The sequence below is a fragment of the Moraxella sp. CTOTU47915 genome (assembly GCF_031986685.1).
GTDB classification, from domain to species: domain Bacteria; phylum Pseudomonadota; class Gammaproteobacteria; order Pseudomonadales; family Moraxellaceae; genus Faucicola; species Faucicola tetraodonis.
Window position 1 is genome coordinate 52,399 of record NZ_DAMAAE010000012.1, and the last position, 16,940, is coordinate 69,338.

Below are 16,940 nucleotides of genomic sequence, written 5' to 3' on the forward strand. Positions count from 1 at the left end.
TTACTGGTGCAATATTTTTAGTAAATTTCCTACTTTATCAAAACATTCTTGGTACTCTGCATCACAGTCTGACGCAATCGTGATGCCGCCGCCTGCCCACAGACTGACATTATTATCTGAAGCTTGTAGCGTACGAATCAGCACATTCCATTGCCCTGTGCCATCAAAATTGAGATACCCCATCGTGCCACAGTAAGCCCCGCGCGGTTTGGCTTCCAATTCATTGATGATTTCTACCGCGCGCTTTTTGGGGGTACCGGTAATCGAGCCAGCGGGCAGACTTTCAAGCAATACCGTCCAAGGGCTGATGTTATCTTTGAGGGTGGCGGTGATGGTGCTCACCATATGGTGCACATTGCTAAAACTTTCGATATCAAACAGTTTTGGGACTTTTACCGTCCCAGTCTTGGCATATTTGCCCAAATCATTGCGCAGCAAATCGACAATCATGACATTTTCGGCGATGTCTTTTTCGCTGCTAGCAAGTTCATTTTTATTGGCTTGGTCAGCAGCTACGTTTTGTCCGCGTGGGCGCGTGCCTTTTATCGGTTTGGTAATGATGCAATTTTCGCCTTGGGCATTGTTGGCAAAAGTAAAAAATAACTCGGGCGAGCAGCTTAGTAGTTCAAAATTGTTTAACCCAAGATAGCCTGCAAACGGGGCGTTAGTCGAGTAATGCAAGCTTGGTAGATAATCCACCAACTGCTGATTGGACAACTGACCTTGCCAGCACTGAGTAAGATTAATTTGGTAGCAATCGCCTGCTGTTAGGTAGTCTTGGACTTTGTAAAAGGCTTGCTTATACGCAGATTTTTGCCATAAAGGTAACAAGCTAAGCGGCTTTGGTGTAGGAAGCTGGGCGTCACTGACTAAATCATTTAGCCAGTTTTCGATATTGACGGCTTGCGCCATGGCTTCCTCAGTGGTGGTATGTAAATGCCACTTCTGGTGCTGATAGGTCAAATAAATATCATAATGTCCCAAAAATAGCTGCGGCTGATTGGGCGTTAAGTAACTGGCTTCCCCGTGAGTTGCACTTGCTTGCACATGGTTTGCATTTGCTAAATGATGCGCTGATAAATCGTAGCTAATAAATCCCATCAAGCCATCTTGGTAGCCCACATTAGCCGTATGTTGGATAGCAGACTGTTTAAGTGATAGCTGTTGATAAGCCTCAAGCGCAGCAGTTAATTCGCCAATATCAATAGCCTTAGCTGCCCTATTAGTGGCAGTATCAGCCCCAGTATTAATCACGGTATCACAGTACCCAAAATCGTCGAATGAGCAATTTTGACGATTTTGGGTAAGCTGATATAGCTGATTTTGAGAATGTATTTCAAATATTGTTTTGGGCAATAAACCAATAACATTTTGACCCTCGTTATTGAGCCAAAGCGGATAGATTGCTTGATTATTTGTCGTATTAAACTGCTGTAACAGAGTGATGAGTTGAGAGGGCACAAGATGTTGTAAACTTGGCATTGGGTACATGCTTTACCTTTATGATTATATTTAGCGTCAAAAAAGCGATAACAATCGGGTAACTGTCATCGCCTATTTTTATCAATTATGATCGTCCATCAGTATTTATTCAACAAACTTTTTGATGATTAAACTTGCATTGGTACCACCAAAGCCAAAGCTATTGGTCATTATAGTGTTTAAATTGACTTGACGCGTTTCACGGACGATATCAAAATCTGTGGCTTTCTCATCCAAGGTTTCAATATTGATATTGGGCGCAATAAAGCCTTGATTGAGCATCAATAAACAATAAATCAATTCTTGCACCCCTACCGCACCCAAGCTATGACCTGTCATTGATTTGGTCGAGCTAATCGGTGGCAACTCACTTCCAAACACTTGGCGAATCGCTTCAAGCTCAGTGATATCCCCAATGGGGGTACTAGTGCCATGAGTATTGATATAGTCAACGGAGTTTAAGCCTGCTTGTTTAAGCGCTTGTTTCATACAGTTGACCGCACCTACCCCACTGGGTGCCACCATATCCGCCCCATCAGAGCTTGCGCCATAGCCAACAATCTCTGCCAAAATAGTCGCGCCGCGTTGTTTCGCAGAGTCTAGGCTCTCAATCACCACCATGCCACCACCGCCGGCAATCACAAAGCCGTCTCGATCTGCATCGTAAGGGCGACTGGCGAGTTGCGGCTTGTCATTATATTGTGTGCTCATCGCACCCATACCATCAAACATACAAGATTGTGTCCAGTCTTCTTGCTCGCCGCCCCCTGCAATCACAAGGTCTTGCTTACCCAATTGAATCAGCTCCATGGCATGACCCACACAATGCGTTGAGGTCGCACAAGCTGAGGCAATAGAGTAGCTAACCCCGCCAATCTTTAACCCCGTTGCGACACTGGCTGATACCGTACTTGCCATGGTTTTTGGCACTGCCATGGCGCCGACACCGCGCAAGCCTTTTTCACGCATTGCATCGACCGCTGCCGCCACATCGGCACTCGATGCCCCACCCGAACCTGCTACCACGCCAATATTGGTATTGTGAGCAATATCTGCTAATGACAATCCTGCTTGCTCGATTGCTTGTAGCGCACTTAGATAGGCGTATAAACTGGCTTTTGACAAAAAGCGTTTAAGTTTGCGATCGATATGCGAGGTATCTAGGTTATCGTCATCAATACTACCTGAGACACAGGCTTTAAAGCCTTTTTCTTGATAAATCGGATTGAATACCAAGCCCGATTTGCCTTGCTGTAGCGACTCGCTGACTGTGGCTAAGTCATTACCAATACACGAGATAAGTCCTGCCCCTGTGATTACAACGCGCTGCATATACCATTCCTTTTGGTTTAATCAATTGATGATAAATATCACGCTATTGTACCCCTCTGAATTTCACCTGCCTAGTTTTTCCCCAAAAATGTTACAAAATATTTCTTAGACCACGACTATGGTTAGTTATGTTGTCTTAATCCAATATAGCTACACGCACAACATTCAACTAAATCGACAAAAGATATCATTGTGTAACGTCTCTTTACGCATTAAAGTTGAAAAGTGCGGTCACTTTCTTTACGCTGTTTTACTACGACAGTATTTTCCAATAAAAAAGCATAATCTTAAGGATAACTCTCATGTCAGCCTCTACTTCTATTAGCCGCCGTGTCTTTGAAGCGTTGGGTCACAAATTAGCACAACTGAGCGCAAAAGATACGATACAAACCAAACCCTTAGCGGATATTGATTTTGATAGCCTTCAACAAGCGTTATCAAATGATAAAAACGCGTTTCATGAGCATATTCCCAAACTATCAAAAAAACTACTTGGTAAAACCCCATTTGGCAGCTATACCAAAATGGCCACCTCACTAATCCCCAAGACAAGTTTTGATAAAGCAACGGATGCGGTTTTTTCCCAAGTCGGCAAACTGTCGCAAAATTGGGCGAATTTTGATTTGGCGCGTGATGCGCGTTTTAAAGACACTTTGGTTGCTAGTGAACGACAAGCCCTAGCCCGTAGTATTGGCGATCAAAACCGTGCTTTAGCTACCTTGGGTGGACTTAGTAACTTGGCGGGTTTACCCGGTATTTTGGTAGATACAATGTGGTTGTTGGCGGTGTGTTTGCGGACGATTTTCCAAATCAGTGCAATTTATAACCGTCCGTTGACGGGACAACAAGGTATCGCCATCGCTTATGAAATTTTAGCTAAAGTGGATCTCAATAAATTGCAAGAGAAGCAAACTTTGCTCGCAGGTTTGGGTATATTTGAAGCGATGACCGACCAGTCAATTGAAGAGTATAGAGCGGCAGTACTTGCCGAAGAAGACAGCCAATCAGCGATGGGGATATTAACCAAACTAGAAGAACTATCGACGCAGTTTAATATCAACATTGAGCAGTTTAATTTCGGTTTTTTACATAAAGTCATTCCACTCACTGCGGTTGGCTTGGGTACGGCTTATAACAATATTATTATCAATGAAGTGATTGAAATTGCGATGTCGGTATTTGCCCCCGCGCCAAAGTTGACCCATATGACTGAAGAATAACCATAAATAATAACTGCGCTAGAACCAATGCGTTGATTTTTAACCGATAAGTTTCTTAAGGTTTTTAAAGTTAGCGCATTGGTTCTTTTAGTTTTATTCTTTTTTATTTTAGTCTTTTCTGATGTGATTCACAGTGTGTTTGATACCTGTATGCTTGATAAGCACGATGTTTGATAACTTCCCTTCCCCCACTTTTTTCAAATTTTTCTAACAATCAGCATCTGCATCATCCATTTGCCTTATTTGGGTAATTTTTTAGTTGATAAAGCCAACAAAAATCTCTATAATACGCTGTCCTAAAAATAGCTTATTAGCAGTTTTTAGAGATTTTTTGACAACAAACGGGAGAGAGTGCCTTATGGCAACTACAAATCAATTAATTCGTAAAGGTCGCAATACCATTACTGAAAAATCAAAAGTGCCAGCATTAAAAGCTTGCCCACAACGCCGTGGCGTGTGTACCCGTGTATACACTACCACACCAAAAAAACCAAACTCAGCGATGCGTAAAGTATGCCGTGTACGTTTGACGTCAGGTTTTGAAGTGTCAAGCTACATCGGTGGTGAAGGTCACAACCTACAAGAGCACAGTGTTGTACTTATCCGTGGTGGTCGTGTAAAAGACTTACCAGGTGTTCGTTACCATACAGTTCGTGGCGCACTTGACTGTGCCGGCGTAAAAGATCGTAAACAAGGCCGTTCAAAATACGGCGCAAAACGTCCTAAAGCATAATTTTAGCCGTTTTTTACCCCATTTTTTAACATTGTTTGCATAGTTGATTATAGTTTTACCATACTATGCAGTAAGGCTGGTGAAAAGCAACCGCTTAGCTACCAGACTACCCTGAATACACAAGGAAATTATCATGCCTAGACGTCGCGTCATCGCTGCCCGTGAAATCCTACCAGATCCTAAGTTTGGTAGCAAAACACTTGCTAAATTCATCAATCATGTAATGGTTGACGGTAAAAAATCAGTTGCAGAATCAATCGTATACGGTGCGTTAGACCGTGTTGTAGAAAAAAACTCGGGCATTGACCCTGTACAGTTTTTTGAAGATACGTTAGAAAGAGTTCGCCCAATGGTGGAAGTAAAAGCTCGCCGTGTGGGTGGTGCTACCTACCAAGTTCCTATGGAAGTACGTCCCTCCCGTCGTACTGCATTAGCAATGCGTTGGTTAGTTGATGCAGCTGCAAAACGTTCTGAAAAATCTATGGCTTTACGCTTAGCAGGTGAATTGCTAGACGCAGCTGATGGCAAAGGTAATGCACTGAAAAAACGTGACGAAGTTCACCGTATGGCTGACGCAAACAAAGCGTTCTCACACTATCGTTTCTAATTGATACTGATTGCTATCACCTAGGTAGCAATTAGCTTATAATAAAATAGATAATATTGGGTGACTTGAAATTTGCAAATTCAGCCCAATATTTCATATTGAAAAAGAAGCTTGTCATGCGTTTGTCATGGCAAGCTCTTATCATACAGCACTTATGTCAAGAGTAAGGCTTTCTTTTATCTAGTTGGTTGTCGATCTTTCAATCAAACGTTAAAACTAATTATTATTCATGTTAAGACATAACTGTTTATTGATAATGGAATAATTTTAATCTTTAGTCCTTAGGAATTAACTATGGCACGTACAACACCCTTAAATCGCTACCGTAATATCGGTATTTCTGCACATATTGATGCGGGTAAAACGACAACAACTGAACGTATTTTGTTTTATACAGGTAAAAACCATAAGCTAGGTGAAGTGCATGAAGGTGCTGCAACCATGGACTGGATGGAACAAGAGCAAGAGCGTGGTATTACTATTACCTCAGCGGCAACCACTTGTTTCTGGTCTGGTATGGGTCATCAATTCCCAGAGCATCGCATTAACATCATTGACACCCCCGGCCACGTTGACTTTACCATTGAAGTAGAACGTTCAATGCGTGTACTTGACGGTGCATGTATGGTTTACTGTGCGGTTGGTGGTGTACAGCCTCAGTCAGAAACAGTATGGCGTCAAGCAAACAAATATAAAGTACCGCGTCTTGCGTTCGTAAACAAAATGGACCGCACAGGGGCAAACTTCTTCCGCGTTGTTGACCAAGTAAAACAACGTCTTGGTGGTAACCCAGTACCTGTGGTTGTGCCAATCGGTGCAGAAGATACCTTTGAAGGGGTTGTTGACCTTCTAGAGATGAAAGCCATCATTTGGGATGTCGCTTCTCAAGGTATGAAATTTGAATATGCAGAAATTCCTGCTAACTTGGTTGATATCGTCGATGAATGGCGCAGCAACATGGTTGAGGCAGCCGCTGAATCTTCAGAAGAGTTGATGGATAAATACCTAGAAGAAGGTGATTTATCACGTGAAGATATCGTAGCAGGTTTACGTGCACGTACCCTAGCGGGCGAAATTCAACCAATGCTTTGTGGTACTGCGTTTAAAAACAAGGGCGTACAACGTATGCTTGACGCGGTTATCGAATTCTTACCAGCACCAAATGACGTTGATGCGATCAAAGGTGTGTTAGATGACAAAGCTGAAACTGAAGCGACTCGTGAATCATCGGATGATGCACCATTTGCTGGTCTTGCGTTCAAAATCATGAATGACAAATACGTGGGTAACTTAACCTTCGTACGTGTTTATTCAGGTGTTGCTAAACAAGGTGACTCTGTTTATAACCCAGTGAAAATGAAACGTGAGCGTATTGGCCGTATCGTTGAGATGCATGCTAACTCACAAAAAGAAGTGGATGAAGTTCGCGCAGGTGACATCGTTGCATTTGTGGGTCTAAAAGATGTAACCACAGGTGATACACTATGTGACGAAAACAATATCATTACGCTTGAGCGCATGGAATTCCCAGATCCTGTTATTTCATTGGCAGTGGAACCAAAAACTAAAGCTGACCAAGAAAAAATGTCAATCGCGCTTAACCGTTTGGCAAAAGAAGACCCTTCATTCCGTGTTCACACCGATGAAGAATCTGGTCAGACTATCATCAGCGGTATGGGTGAGCTGCACTTAGAAATTCTTGTTGACCGTATGAAACGTGAGTTTAGTGTTGAAGCCAACGTGGGTGCACCACAAGTAGCTTACCGTGAAACGATTCGCACTACCGTTGAACAAGAAGGTAAATTCGTACGCCAAACGGGTGGTCGTGGTAAATTCGGTCACGTATGGTTACGTCTTGAGCCACTTGACACGGCTGACGGCAAAGAATATGAATTTGCTGAAGAAGTGGTTGGTGGTGTGGTACCAAAAGAGTACTTTGGTGCGGTAGATAAAGGTATTCAAGAACGTATGAAAAATGGTGTTCTTGCAGGTTACCCAGTCGTTGGTATTAAAGCAACACTGTATGATGGTTCATACCATGACGTTGACTCAGATGAGTTGTCGTTCAAAATGGCAGGTTCTATGGCCTTCCGTAAAGGCTTTATGAATGCAAACCCTGTTCTACTTGAGCCAGTTATGAAAGTAGAAGTTGAGACACCGGAAGACTACATGGGTGATATCATGGGTGACTTAAACCGTCGCCGTGGTATGGTGCAAGGTATGGATGATATGTTTGGCGGCGTTAAACAAATCCGTGCGGAAGTACCACTAGCCGAGATGTTTGGTTATGCAACCCAATTACGTTCAATGTCTCAAGGTCGTGCAACCTACTCAATGGAGTTTGCAAAATACGCTGAGACACCGCGTAACGTTGCTGATGAAATCATCAAAAAATTCACTCATAAAGATGATGACGAATAAATTTGATGGGTAATTTGATTGTTAAAACCACTCAAATTCTTCTATCCTATTCGACACTAAAAAAAATTATAAGTTAGCTAATTTGACCTGTTAAATTTAATGGGTCAAATTTTCATAACCTATAAGCGTTGATAATAAAGTAAATGACCTAAGACATTGGGTTAATATTAACAAAAGAGGATTAAATTATGGCAAAGGCCAAGTTTGAACGTACTAAACCACACGTTAACGTAGGCACCATTGGACACGTTGACCATGGTAAAACAACCCTAACTGCGGCGATTGCGACCGTAGCAGCAAAACACAACGGTGGTGAAGCTAAAGACTACGCGTCAATTGACTCAGCCCCTGAAGAAAAAGCCCGTGGTATCACCATCAACACCTCACACATTGAATATGACACCCAAGCACGTCACTACGCACACGTAGACTGTCCTGGCCATGCTGACTATGTTAAAAACATGATCACTGGTGCTGCACAGATGGACGGCGCTATCCTAGTCGTATCAGCCACTGACGGCCCAATGCCACAAACACGTGAACACATCCTACTATCACGCCAAGTAGGTGTACCATACATCATGGTATTCATGAACAAATGTGACATGGTTGATGACGAAGAACTACTAGAACTCGTAGAAATGGAAGTACGTGAACTACTATCAAGCTACGACTTCCCTGGTGATGACACCCCAATCATCAAAGGTTCTGCCCTAGAAGCCCTAAACGGCGGCGAAGGCAAATACGGTGAACCAGCCGTACTAGAACTACTTGACACCCTAGACAGCTACATCCCAGAACCAGAACGTGCGATTGACAAACCATTCTTGATGCCAATCGAAGACGTATTCTCAATCTCTGGCCGTGGTACAGTCGTAACTGGTCGTGTAGAATCAGGCGTCATCAAAGTTGGTGAAGAAATTGAAATCGTTGGTATCAAACCAACCGCAAAAACCACCTGTACTGGCGTTGAAATGTTCCGTAAACTGCTAGACGAAGGTCGTGCAGGCGAGAACTGTGGTGTACTACTACGTGGTACCAAACGTGAAGACGTACAACGTGGTCAAGTATTGGCTAAACCAGGTTCAATCAAACCACACACCAAATTTGACGCAGAAGTATACGTACTATCAAAAGAAGAAGGTGGTCGTCACACTCCATTCCTAAATGGTTACCGTCCACAATTCTACTTCCGTACTACTGACGTAACTGGCGCAATCCAATTACCAGAAGGTACAGAGATGGTAATGCCTGGCGATAACGTTGAAATGAACGTAGAGCTAATCCACCCAATCGCAATGGACCAAGGCTTACGCTTTGCAATCCGTGAAGGTGGCCGTACTGTAGGTGCGGGTGTTGTTGCTAAAGTTAACGACTAATCGTTAGTAAGCATACAAAAGAGTCACTTCGGTGGCTCTTTTTTTATGCTTAAGCTTTTGTTAACCGGTTAATTTGCCACTAAAATTTACTATTGGTTCAGGTGGTTTTAGGCAATAAAAAAGCCAAGTGCTAAGCTTGGCTAAATGATATATCGCTAAATACTAATGTAGACCGCTGATATAGTCAGACAATACTTTGATATCATTGTCTGATAATTTTGATGCCACGATTTGCATCATGCCTTTATCGCCTTTTTTAGCTGCATCATTCATACGCATTTGTGAAGGGTCGGTTACATCGTCTTCACGACCTGCTGCACGGAACAGTTTTAATTGGGTTGCGATATAAGCTGAATGCTGACCGCCAATACGTGGGAAAGCGGCTAAATCATTACCATTGGCTTTACCACCGTGACAGCCTGCACAAGGAATCACACCGCGTGTGCTATTGCCACCGTAATACAATTTTTGCGCTGTTGCTGCGTAAGCAGGATTGGCATAACCTACCCCCCAACGAGGTTGGCTTGCATAATAACCTGCCACATTCGCCATGTCTTGGTCATTTAATTTTGCCACTTGCGCTGACATGATAGGGTTGACACGTGCGCCTGATTTGAATTCGGTTAGCTGTTTATAGAGATACTTAACGTTTTGTCCGCCAAGGTTAGGCTGTGCAGGAACACTACTAACACCATTGACGCCATGACAAGCACCACAAACTGATTCAGCAATAACCTTACCTTTGGCAATGTCATATTTTGGTACGGTAACAGCTGCAGAACCGCTTACGCTGGCAATTAAAAGGCTTGCGGCAGTGAGTATTTTTTTCATCGGTAACAATTCCTACTAAAGCGTGTTGGTTATGACTCACAATGAGCTAGCGACAAAGGCATTACTTACAATATCAAAGCAACACCCAGTTATCATCATATATATTTATTGCTTTAACACTGGTGAATGTATCTACTAAGTTACAATATTATAGCAAGACAACCATGCGCTTGTCTGCAAAATTTGTAGGCTACCCTACTAATGAACGCTAATCATATGGCTAATACGACATTTAAGTTAGCTTAATGATTTTAAAACACCGAGGGTTTTGTCGATTACAGTGATAGTGATAATTAAAACCATAATCGAATAATTGATATGGCTGATTATTATGCCATAACTCGATAATCATGTAAAAGTCATTTGCAGGTTGGCAAGCGGGTTTCACTACAAAAAATATCTCACAAAACAGCGGTAGCAAGTGCTCAAAATTTTGGGTTATGGGTATTTGCTGATACAATAGCGCTTTAACATTAAGATTATGTGCTGATGATGGATTCTACTAACACCCTTGCGCCAACTGCGATTACTGACGATAGTGATGCGGCAAAACGCTGGTTGCATCAAACCCAATTTATGCTGTCTGCCCCTACCTTTAAACTGTGTCCTGCCGATACGGGTCGCGAAGTTGCTTTTGCTGGCCGCTCAAATGCTGGTAAGTCCTCTTGCATTAATGCATTGACCCAGCAGCGCCAGTTAGCCCGTTCCTCCAAAACCCCAGGTCGCACCCAAATGATTAACTTTTTTAATATGGGAAATTTGGATCAGCGGTTGGTGGATTTGCCAGGGTATGGCTATGCCGCCGTGCCCGAGGCGATGAAAAAAGAATGGCAGTCAGAGCTTGAAAAATACCTAATTTCGCGTAAAAGTCTCGCCGGTTTAGTGCTGCTCACCGACATTCGCCATCCACTAAAATTCTTTGATGAGCAAATGCTACACTGGGCAAAAGACGGTGCGCTTGAGGTTCATGTGCTATTAACCAAAGCCGATAAGCTCAAATACGGCGCTGCCAAAAACACACTACAGCAAACCCGCAATCAGCTTAATAAATTAAAATTGCCGTTTAGTATTCAATTATTTTCTGCCCAAGATAGAATTGGGCTCGAAGAACTGTCATTGAAACTTGCCAGTTGGTTGGCGTTGCCCGAGCAGGATGAGCCAACGGATAATGAACCTACGTTAGCCGTCTAATCGTTAAGATGGTTTAAACTGATTGGCGTCTTGTACTTGGTTGATTTGCTGATTCAGCAGTGCTAGCAAAGATTGGTTACTAGGTAGCTGCTTTGCTAACGATTTGGCTTGGGTGAGTGATGTCACCGCGTCTTTTAGCTCATTGCGCCATAACTCGCCATACGCGCGATAGCGTAACGTATTGATGCGATGAATCAGTTGTTCATTGCCGCTACGATGTTTTGCGAGTAGTTGACTGGCTTGTTGTAATCGATCCCACACCATGACATCACGGGGATTTTGCTTGGATAAGGGTTGAAGCAGCGCTAATACTTTTTGACCACTTTCTGCAGTAGGTCGATATTTTAAATAAATGTCACTCAGATAGCGTGGCACGTCTGTGCGCTCAGGATAAACAGAGGCGAGTTGCTGCAATTTAGCGATTGCCACATCAACATTGCCTTGCTGCGCAGCTAATTGACTAAATGTCACGACTGCCAGCGGATTGGTGAGCGTGTTGATGTCCTTGTCAAAATCTTGCATTAAACTTTGTGCCGCTTTGGGTTGTCCGTTATCGAGATAATAATTAATCAGCGCAAGCTTGGCACCTTCACTCGTTTTTGCCCCTTGTTCCAAATCGGCTTTGTTGACTAGATAGCCATAGTAGCGAGCACGCCACTGGATTTGTTCAAACAGTTGCGCACGCTGCTGTTGAATAGATTGATAACGGTTTGACGCCATATTGGCTTGGCTATCACGCTTGTAAGTTGCGACTCGTGCCCTTGCTTCACTGATTCTATCTGCCGTGAGCGGATGGCTTAAAATAAAACTGGGAATCAAGGTGTTACTTTTGACAGGGTTTTGTTGGTCTAGGGTGGCAAAGAAACTGGGCATGGCATTGACGTCATAGCCCGCTTGGTTCATGATTTGCATGCCAATACGGTCGGCTTCTCGCTCTTGACCGCGGCTATAGGAAGCAGCAGCGTTGGCAGACATCGCCTGAGAGCCTAGCATGACAGCGGCAGCGGCATCACCATCCCCGACTTTGGATGCTGCGACGCCCGCCAAAAGACCGCCTGCCTGCATCAGTAGCTGTTTGGTTTTTTCATCATTGCGATGTTGATAATGGCGCTGGCTGACATGAGCAATCTCATGCGCGACGACGCTCACTATTTCATCCAGACTTTTAGCTTTATCCAACAAACCGACATTGATGCCGATAAGTCCAGAGGGTACTGCAAAGGCATTGATTTGCTTGTCATTGATAATCACTAGCCCCATGGGTGCGTTGAGACCTGCTACCGCATTGATTTGCCACACAATTTGTTCAAGCGATTGCTGCAACCAAGGGTCTTTTATCAGCGCTGCATTGCCGTTGATTTGTCGAAGCGCCCACTCACCGACTTGGCGATTTTGCTCGGTATCGATGAGCGCTTGTCCATTGTCCATAGAGGCTAATTGGCTATTCACCTTGGTAGGCTCAGCACTTGCAATCATGACTGGATTAAAAGCAGGCGCACTTTGATAGGAGAAGTTATCTAACGCAAAAACCGCTGTTGATAGGGTACTTAATATAGCTACTATGAGCGTTTTTCTTAATAAATAACTAGCAGATAAATAACTAGCAAGTGGATTGATGGGCATGCGCGACCTTTGACAGCGAATTAGCTTAGAATGATGTTTAAAAAAATGGTGTTTAAAAAAAGGTAAATGCTAAATAATACTGCTCAATATACAAATTTCAGCAGCTTTAAAAAGCCAAATTTTGTAATGATATCTTGCTACAATCTACCGACTACTGAGTGCAGGATAAAGGTTAAATTTTCAAAAATATAATGCTAACTTTGATTTATCTCAATCGTCTACACTTGTAATTTAGCCTATAATAACCATCTAACACACTTTGAATTTTCGAGTAGCGACTTTATTACCATGACTGATTCTTCTCAGATTACGCTAAATCCTGCCTTACTATCGGATGACGACTTTTGCCAAGATTGGGGGTTGTTTCACTCAGACGAACATAACAATCTCAACATCAATGCTCAAATTGAGCATTATGTGGATGGCAAAGGACTCGCCTGCCCGATGCCGCTGCTTAAACTGAAAATGGCACTAAAAAAGACTGCGTTGGGTCATGCGGTGTATGTAACCGCAACCGATCCTAACAGCAAGCGTGACATCGCAGCTTTTTGTCAGCATGCCGGATATACCCTGGTACAGCAGACATCAATCACACCGTCTGAAAATACAACAGACACAATCTTTCACTCGATCATAACCAAAAATTGCTAAACGCCTCTTACAAAAAAGCTGGCTTTAAGGCATACTAAATAACAGAAATTAAAAGACAATTGACAGGCTATTTCATGGCTACAAAGACCAAAACAACGACAATAAAAAAGACTGCCAACGCAAAAAAATCGACCAAGCTTGATGATAAGCTGGGTGGCGACCCACACGCTGCATTTGATGACATCGACGATGACGAACTCGATGAATTTGACGAGCCAGACTTTGATAGCTTGGATGACGACGATATTGACCTTGCACAGCTCCCTGATAGTTATGATGACTATGATGAGTTGGTGGACGAGGCTGATGACGACTATGATGATGAGTTTGTTGAAAAACCACGAAAGACTGCATCGCGATCCCGTCAAAAGAAAGCCATGACCAATGCGCTTGTTCCTACCATGCCGACTGCGTTATCTGCACCTGGGGTAAATTTAGGCGCGTATATCAATGCGGTTCATCAAATTCCTATTTTGACGGCAGAGCAAGAACAGGAGCTAGCGCATCGCTATACTGACGAAGGGGATGTAGAAGCAGCACGGCTGCTGGTTATGTCGCATCTGCGATTTGTGATTCACATTGCGCGCAGCTACTCTGGCTATGGCTTGCCACAAGGCGATTTGATTCAAGAAGGCAATGTCGGTTTGATGAAAGCAGTGAAACGTTTTGACCCAAACAAAGGCGTGCGTTTGGTGTCTTTTGCCGTGCATTGGATCAAAGCTGAAATCCATGAGTTTGTGATTCGCAATTGGCGTATTGTCAAAGTCGCGACCACCAAAGCGCACCGCAAGCTGTTTTTTAACTTGCGCTCATTGAAAAAAACCAACAACCAGTTAACGCTCGAAGAAGCCGAAGCGATTGCCAAAGACTTAAATGTTACCGTCAAACAAGTGCTAGAGATGGAAAGTCGTCTGACTTCGTATGATGCATCGTTTGAAGCACAAAGTGATGATGAAGACGAAGGTCGCTATGCACCGCAGTATTTTTTAGAAGATGCGGCTGACCCAGCTGACATGGTAGAAGATGCTGATTGGGAAGAAAATAACAATTCAGCCTTGATGGAAGCGATGGAAGACTTAGATGATCGCTCGCGGGATATCGTACAGCAGCGCTGGCTCAATGAGCAAAAAGCGACCTTGCACGAGTTGGCGGCAGAATACAATATCTCAGCGGAACGGGTACGCCAAATTGAAAAAAATGCCATGGATAAAATCAAAGAAGCCATGCTAGCCAATACCCATTTGCAGTTGGATTAAACTTCATGAACTGGCTAAGTATTGGCGCGATAAATATGGCAGTGGCGGTCGCCTGTGGGGCGTTTGCCGCACATGGGCTTAAACCGCGTCTGTCAGCCGAACAAATGGCTTGGTGGCAGACAGGTACGCAATACTTTTTTTATCACGCGCTTGGGTTATTGATTGTTGGTATGTTATTGCGTATAAACCTCACCTCCCCTACTATCGCGTGGGTGATGCAGCTGGGTATTGTGCTTTTTACAGGTTCGCTGTACTTGATGGCTTTGGGTATGCCACGTTGGCTTGGGGCAATTACCCCGATTGGCGGCACGCTATTTATTATTGCATGGATTTGGCTTGCGATCAGTGTTGCTAAGCACACTTCATCAATTTAACTATATTTAACCATGACAGGAAGCGTAACAAAACAGGAAGCGAAATAATGCCACAAGTGACTCTAAATGGTGACGTCAAACAAACGTTACATCAAAATCTCTTACAACTATTGGATGAAATGGGGCAAACCCAAGGTCGTTTTGCCGTTGAAATCAACGGTGAATTGATTCCAAAAAGCCAATTGGCAAATGTCACCTTGCAAGATGGTATGAACATTGAAGTGGTGCAAGCGGTGGGTGGTGGCTAATCATATCAGCATAAAAAAAGCGGGTAACTTACCCGCTTTTTTGTTTTTGCATTCGACTAATTTTTGGTCATGGCTAATAAACGATTGGCGGTTAACCCATGTAAAAACACCGACATTGCAATCATTACCACACAAATCACCCAAATTTTTAGCGCTTCATCACTGGTAAATACGCCCTTATTCATCGCATAGGCGATATAATACAATGTACCAATCCCGCGAATGCCCAGCCCTGCCGTTACCCAGCGTTCATTGCGACTCATTCCCAGTTTACCTAGGCTAAAATAACCCACGATGGGACGTATCAAAAATATAAACGCCAAACATACCACATACACTTGCCAACTAAGGGTAACATCACTCGCTAACGCTTGACCAACCAACAGTCCCAAAAATACCATCACAAGCGACATTAGCAAACCTTCAATTTGCTCAGCAAAATCATGCAAGCCTTCATGATATTCATGTTCACATTCCGAGCGCCGAAGGGTTAACGCGGCGACAAATACCGCAATAAAACCATAACCATGCACAAACTCTGTGATGCTATAAGCCAGTAACATCAAGGCTAATACCATATAACTTTGCTCGACTTTATCGGGATATGCCTTGGTAAATAGCCAGTTTGCCAAAAACTTACCGACACAGTAACCCGCCACCACCCCTGCAATGATTCGCCATAACACATCATAGCCCAACCAATGCAGCCAATCCTCTGCACCAAAACCCTGATTGAGTGAGGCAGCCGTAGCAATGGCTATCGCTAAATACACGAACGGAAATGCCAGTCCATCATTGAGACCCGCCTCAGAGGTGAGGGTAAATCGGGTCACATCTTCCTGTCGTTCGGAGTTGGGTGGACCGACTTGGATGCTTGCCGCTAATACAGGGTCGGTTGGCGCTAGCACCGCACCGAGCAAAATAGCCGCCGCCATACTGAGTCCAAAAATGTAATGCCCCATCAATGCCATCGCGGCGATACCCACTGGCATCACAATCACCAACAGCCTTAAGGTCGGTTGCCAAGTTTTCCAATTGAGCGGAGTATCGAGCTTGATACCACAACCAACCAATGAAATCAGCACCACCACTTCTGTAACTTTTTCTATAGGAACGCCATAATTAAGCGGATTAATTCTAGGCAGCCCCATAAAAAAATACCCTAGCAGTGCGCCAAAGGTAATTTGTATCATAGGCAGGGATATCGAAAGCTTGCGCGGTAGCACAGGAAAGAATGCCCCGATTAAAAACGCCAACCCTAAAAAAAGTAAAATCAAATTATAGTGTTCAAGCATACCGGTGTACCAAGATAAGTCGCTAAAAGAGCCATGTTACTGCGTAAAAGGTTTATCCCTTATGAATCCATTATGCAAAAAGGTAGGCATGCCATCAACCATTGCTGTTTAGCAAAATACCAAGAGATTTGTTAACAGTTCGAGAGTTGAGTTAAATTTGAAAGTTGAGTTATATTTGAAAATTTAGTTACATTTGAAAATTTACTTACATTTAAAAGTTCAGCTAGAAAAGATTTTGACTGAGAACCTGTTCACGATTAAAAAATATGCTAGGATAAGCTACATAATCAATTAATA

Annotated in this window: 15 protein-coding genes; 10 read left to right on the top strand and 5 right to left on the bottom strand. The window is 43.4% G+C overall.

Annotated elements, in window-relative coordinates; translation table 11 throughout:
- Both RTL34_RS09695 and RTL34_RS09700 read right to left on the bottom strand, forming a co-directional pair.
- Positions 1-1,482 (bottom strand): anthranilate synthase component I family protein, encoded by a 1,482-nt coding sequence (locus RTL34_RS09695; protein ID WP_312116547.1) that lies wholly within the window; start codon positions 1,480-1,482, stop codon positions 1-3.
- A 105-nt stretch (positions 1,483-1,587) separates the two neighbouring features.
- Positions 1,588-2,814 carry a beta-ketoacyl synthase N-terminal-like domain-containing protein gene (locus tag RTL34_RS09700; protein WP_312116549.1) on the bottom strand — a complete coding sequence of 409 codons (1,227 nt, stop codon included), beginning with the start codon at positions 2,812-2,814 and terminating at the stop codon, positions 1,588-1,590.
- Between the two features lie 302 nt (positions 2,815-3,116).
- Here RTL34_RS09700 and RTL34_RS09705 point away from each other — a divergent pair, with 302 nt between their 5' ends.
- From RTL34_RS09705 to tuf, 5 genes are all read left to right on the top strand, one after another.
- A complete protein-coding gene (locus tag RTL34_RS09705; protein WP_312116551.1) occupies positions 3,117-4,034 on the top strand; it encodes an EcsC family protein in 918 nt (305 codons plus the stop codon).
- A 358-nt stretch (positions 4,035-4,392) separates the two neighbouring features.
- Positions 4,393-4,767: a 30S ribosomal protein S12 gene (rpsL, locus tag RTL34_RS09710; RefSeq protein ID WP_007116468.1), complete on the top strand. Its 375-nt coding sequence runs from the start codon at positions 4,393-4,395 to the stop codon at positions 4,765-4,767.
- A gap of 133 nt (positions 4,768-4,900) precedes the next feature.
- A complete protein-coding gene (gene rpsG, locus RTL34_RS09715; protein WP_203172178.1) occupies positions 4,901-5,374 on the top strand; it encodes a 30S ribosomal protein S7 in 474 nt (157 codons plus the stop codon).
- Positions 5,375-5,668: 294 nt separating this feature from the next.
- Positions 5,669-7,795 (top strand): elongation factor G, encoded by a 2,127-nt coding sequence (gene fusA / locus RTL34_RS09720; protein WP_076773999.1) that lies wholly within the window; start codon positions 5,669-5,671, stop codon positions 7,793-7,795.
- 188 nt (positions 7,796-7,983) lie between these two features.
- Positions 7,984-9,174: an elongation factor Tu gene (gene tuf / locus RTL34_RS09725; protein ID WP_007117403.1), complete on the top strand. Its 1,191-nt coding sequence runs from the start codon at positions 7,984-7,986 to the stop codon at positions 9,172-9,174.
- 162 nt (positions 9,175-9,336) lie between these two features.
- Here tuf and RTL34_RS09730 read toward each other — a convergent pair whose 3' ends face one another.
- A complete protein-coding gene (locus RTL34_RS09730; protein WP_050324768.1) occupies positions 9,337-10,005 on the bottom strand; it encodes a c-type cytochrome in 669 nt (222 codons plus the stop codon).
- 489 nt (positions 10,006-10,494) lie between these two features.
- Here RTL34_RS09730 and yihA point away from each other — a divergent pair, with 489 nt between their 5' ends.
- A complete protein-coding gene (gene yihA, locus RTL34_RS09735; protein WP_203172181.1) occupies positions 10,495-11,196 on the top strand; it encodes a ribosome biogenesis GTP-binding protein YihA/YsxC in 702 nt (233 codons plus the stop codon).
- Between the two features lie 3 nt (positions 11,197-11,199).
- On the opposite strand, the gene RTL34_RS09740 is transcribed toward yihA, so the two are convergent.
- A complete protein-coding gene (locus tag RTL34_RS09740; RefSeq protein WP_312116558.1) occupies positions 11,200-12,819 on the bottom strand; it encodes a M48 family metalloprotease in 1,620 nt (539 codons plus the stop codon).
- Positions 12,820-13,107: 288 nt separating this feature from the next.
- Here RTL34_RS09740 and RTL34_RS09745 point away from each other — a divergent pair, with 288 nt between their 5' ends.
- The 4 genes from RTL34_RS09745 to thiS all read left to right on the top strand — a co-directional run bounded on the left by RTL34_RS09745 (position 13,108) and on the right by thiS (position 15,348).
- Positions 13,108-13,470, top strand: a complete 363-nt coding sequence (locus RTL34_RS09745) for a sulfurtransferase TusA family protein (RefSeq protein ID WP_203172183.1) — start codon at positions 13,108-13,110, stop codon at positions 13,468-13,470.
- 74 nt (positions 13,471-13,544) lie between these two features.
- A complete protein-coding gene (gene rpoH / locus RTL34_RS09750) occupies positions 13,545-14,726 on the top strand; it encodes an RNA polymerase sigma factor RpoH (protein WP_096489224.1) in 1,182 nt (393 codons plus the stop codon).
- 5 nt (positions 14,727-14,731) lie between these two features.
- Positions 14,732-15,100, top strand: coding sequence for a DUF423 domain-containing protein (locus RTL34_RS09755; protein ID WP_095355933.1), 369 nt, complete (start codon positions 14,732-14,734; stop codon positions 15,098-15,100).
- A gap of 47 nt (positions 15,101-15,147) precedes the next feature.
- Positions 15,148-15,348, top strand: a complete 201-nt coding sequence (gene thiS / locus RTL34_RS09760; protein ID WP_060995472.1) for a sulfur carrier protein ThiS — start codon at positions 15,148-15,150, stop codon at positions 15,346-15,348.
- A gap of 56 nt (positions 15,349-15,404) precedes the next feature.
- Here the strand turns inward: thiS and RTL34_RS09765 are convergent, their stop codons facing one another.
- Positions 15,405-16,643: a cation:proton antiporter gene (locus tag RTL34_RS09765; RefSeq protein ID WP_312116563.1), complete on the bottom strand. Its 1,239-nt coding sequence runs from the start codon at positions 16,641-16,643 to the stop codon at positions 15,405-15,407.
- Positions 16,644-16,940 lie beyond the last annotated feature (297 nt).

Excerpts from the sequence above, each read along its gene's own strand:
- RTL34_RS09695 (WP_312116547.1), bottom strand. The coding sequence starts at position 1,482 with ATGCCAAGTTTACAACATCTTGTGCCCTCTCAACTCATCACTCTGTTA.
- RTL34_RS09700 (WP_312116549.1), bottom strand. The coding sequence starts at position 2,814 with ATGCAGCGCGTTGTAATCACAGGGGCAGGACTTATCTCGTGTATTGGT.
- RTL34_RS09705 (WP_312116551.1), top strand. The coding sequence starts at position 3,117 with ATGTCAGCCTCTACTTCTATTAGCCGCCGTGTCTTTGAAGCGTTGGGT.
- rpsL (WP_007116468.1), top strand. The coding sequence starts at position 4,393 with ATGGCAACTACAAATCAATTAATTCGTAAAGGTCGCAATACCATTACT.
- rpsG (WP_203172178.1), top strand. The coding sequence starts at position 4,901 with ATGCCTAGACGTCGCGTCATCGCTGCCCGTGAAATCCTACCAGATCCT.
- fusA (WP_076773999.1), top strand. The coding sequence starts at position 5,669 with ATGGCACGTACAACACCCTTAAATCGCTACCGTAATATCGGTATTTCT.
- tuf (WP_007117403.1), top strand. The coding sequence starts at position 7,984 with ATGGCAAAGGCCAAGTTTGAACGTACTAAACCACACGTTAACGTAGGC.
- RTL34_RS09730 (WP_050324768.1), bottom strand. The coding sequence starts at position 10,005 with ATGAAAAAAATACTCACTGCCGCAAGCCTTTTAATTGCCAGCGTAAGC.
- yihA (WP_203172181.1), top strand. The coding sequence starts at position 10,495 with ATGATGGATTCTACTAACACCCTTGCGCCAACTGCGATTACTGACGAT.
- RTL34_RS09740 (WP_312116558.1), bottom strand. The coding sequence starts at position 12,819 with ATGCCCATCAATCCACTTGCTAGTTATTTATCTGCTAGTTATTTATTA.
- RTL34_RS09745 (WP_203172183.1), top strand. The coding sequence starts at position 13,108 with ATGACTGATTCTTCTCAGATTACGCTAAATCCTGCCTTACTATCGGAT.
- rpoH (WP_096489224.1), top strand. The coding sequence starts at position 13,545 with ATGGCTACAAAGACCAAAACAACGACAATAAAAAAGACTGCCAACGCA.
- RTL34_RS09755 (WP_095355933.1), top strand. The coding sequence starts at position 14,732 with ATGAACTGGCTAAGTATTGGCGCGATAAATATGGCAGTGGCGGTCGCC.
- thiS (WP_060995472.1), top strand. The coding sequence starts at position 15,148 with ATGCCACAAGTGACTCTAAATGGTGACGTCAAACAAACGTTACATCAA.
- RTL34_RS09765 (WP_312116563.1), bottom strand. The coding sequence starts at position 16,643 with ATGCTTGAACACTATAATTTGATTTTACTTTTTTTAGGGTTGGCGTTT.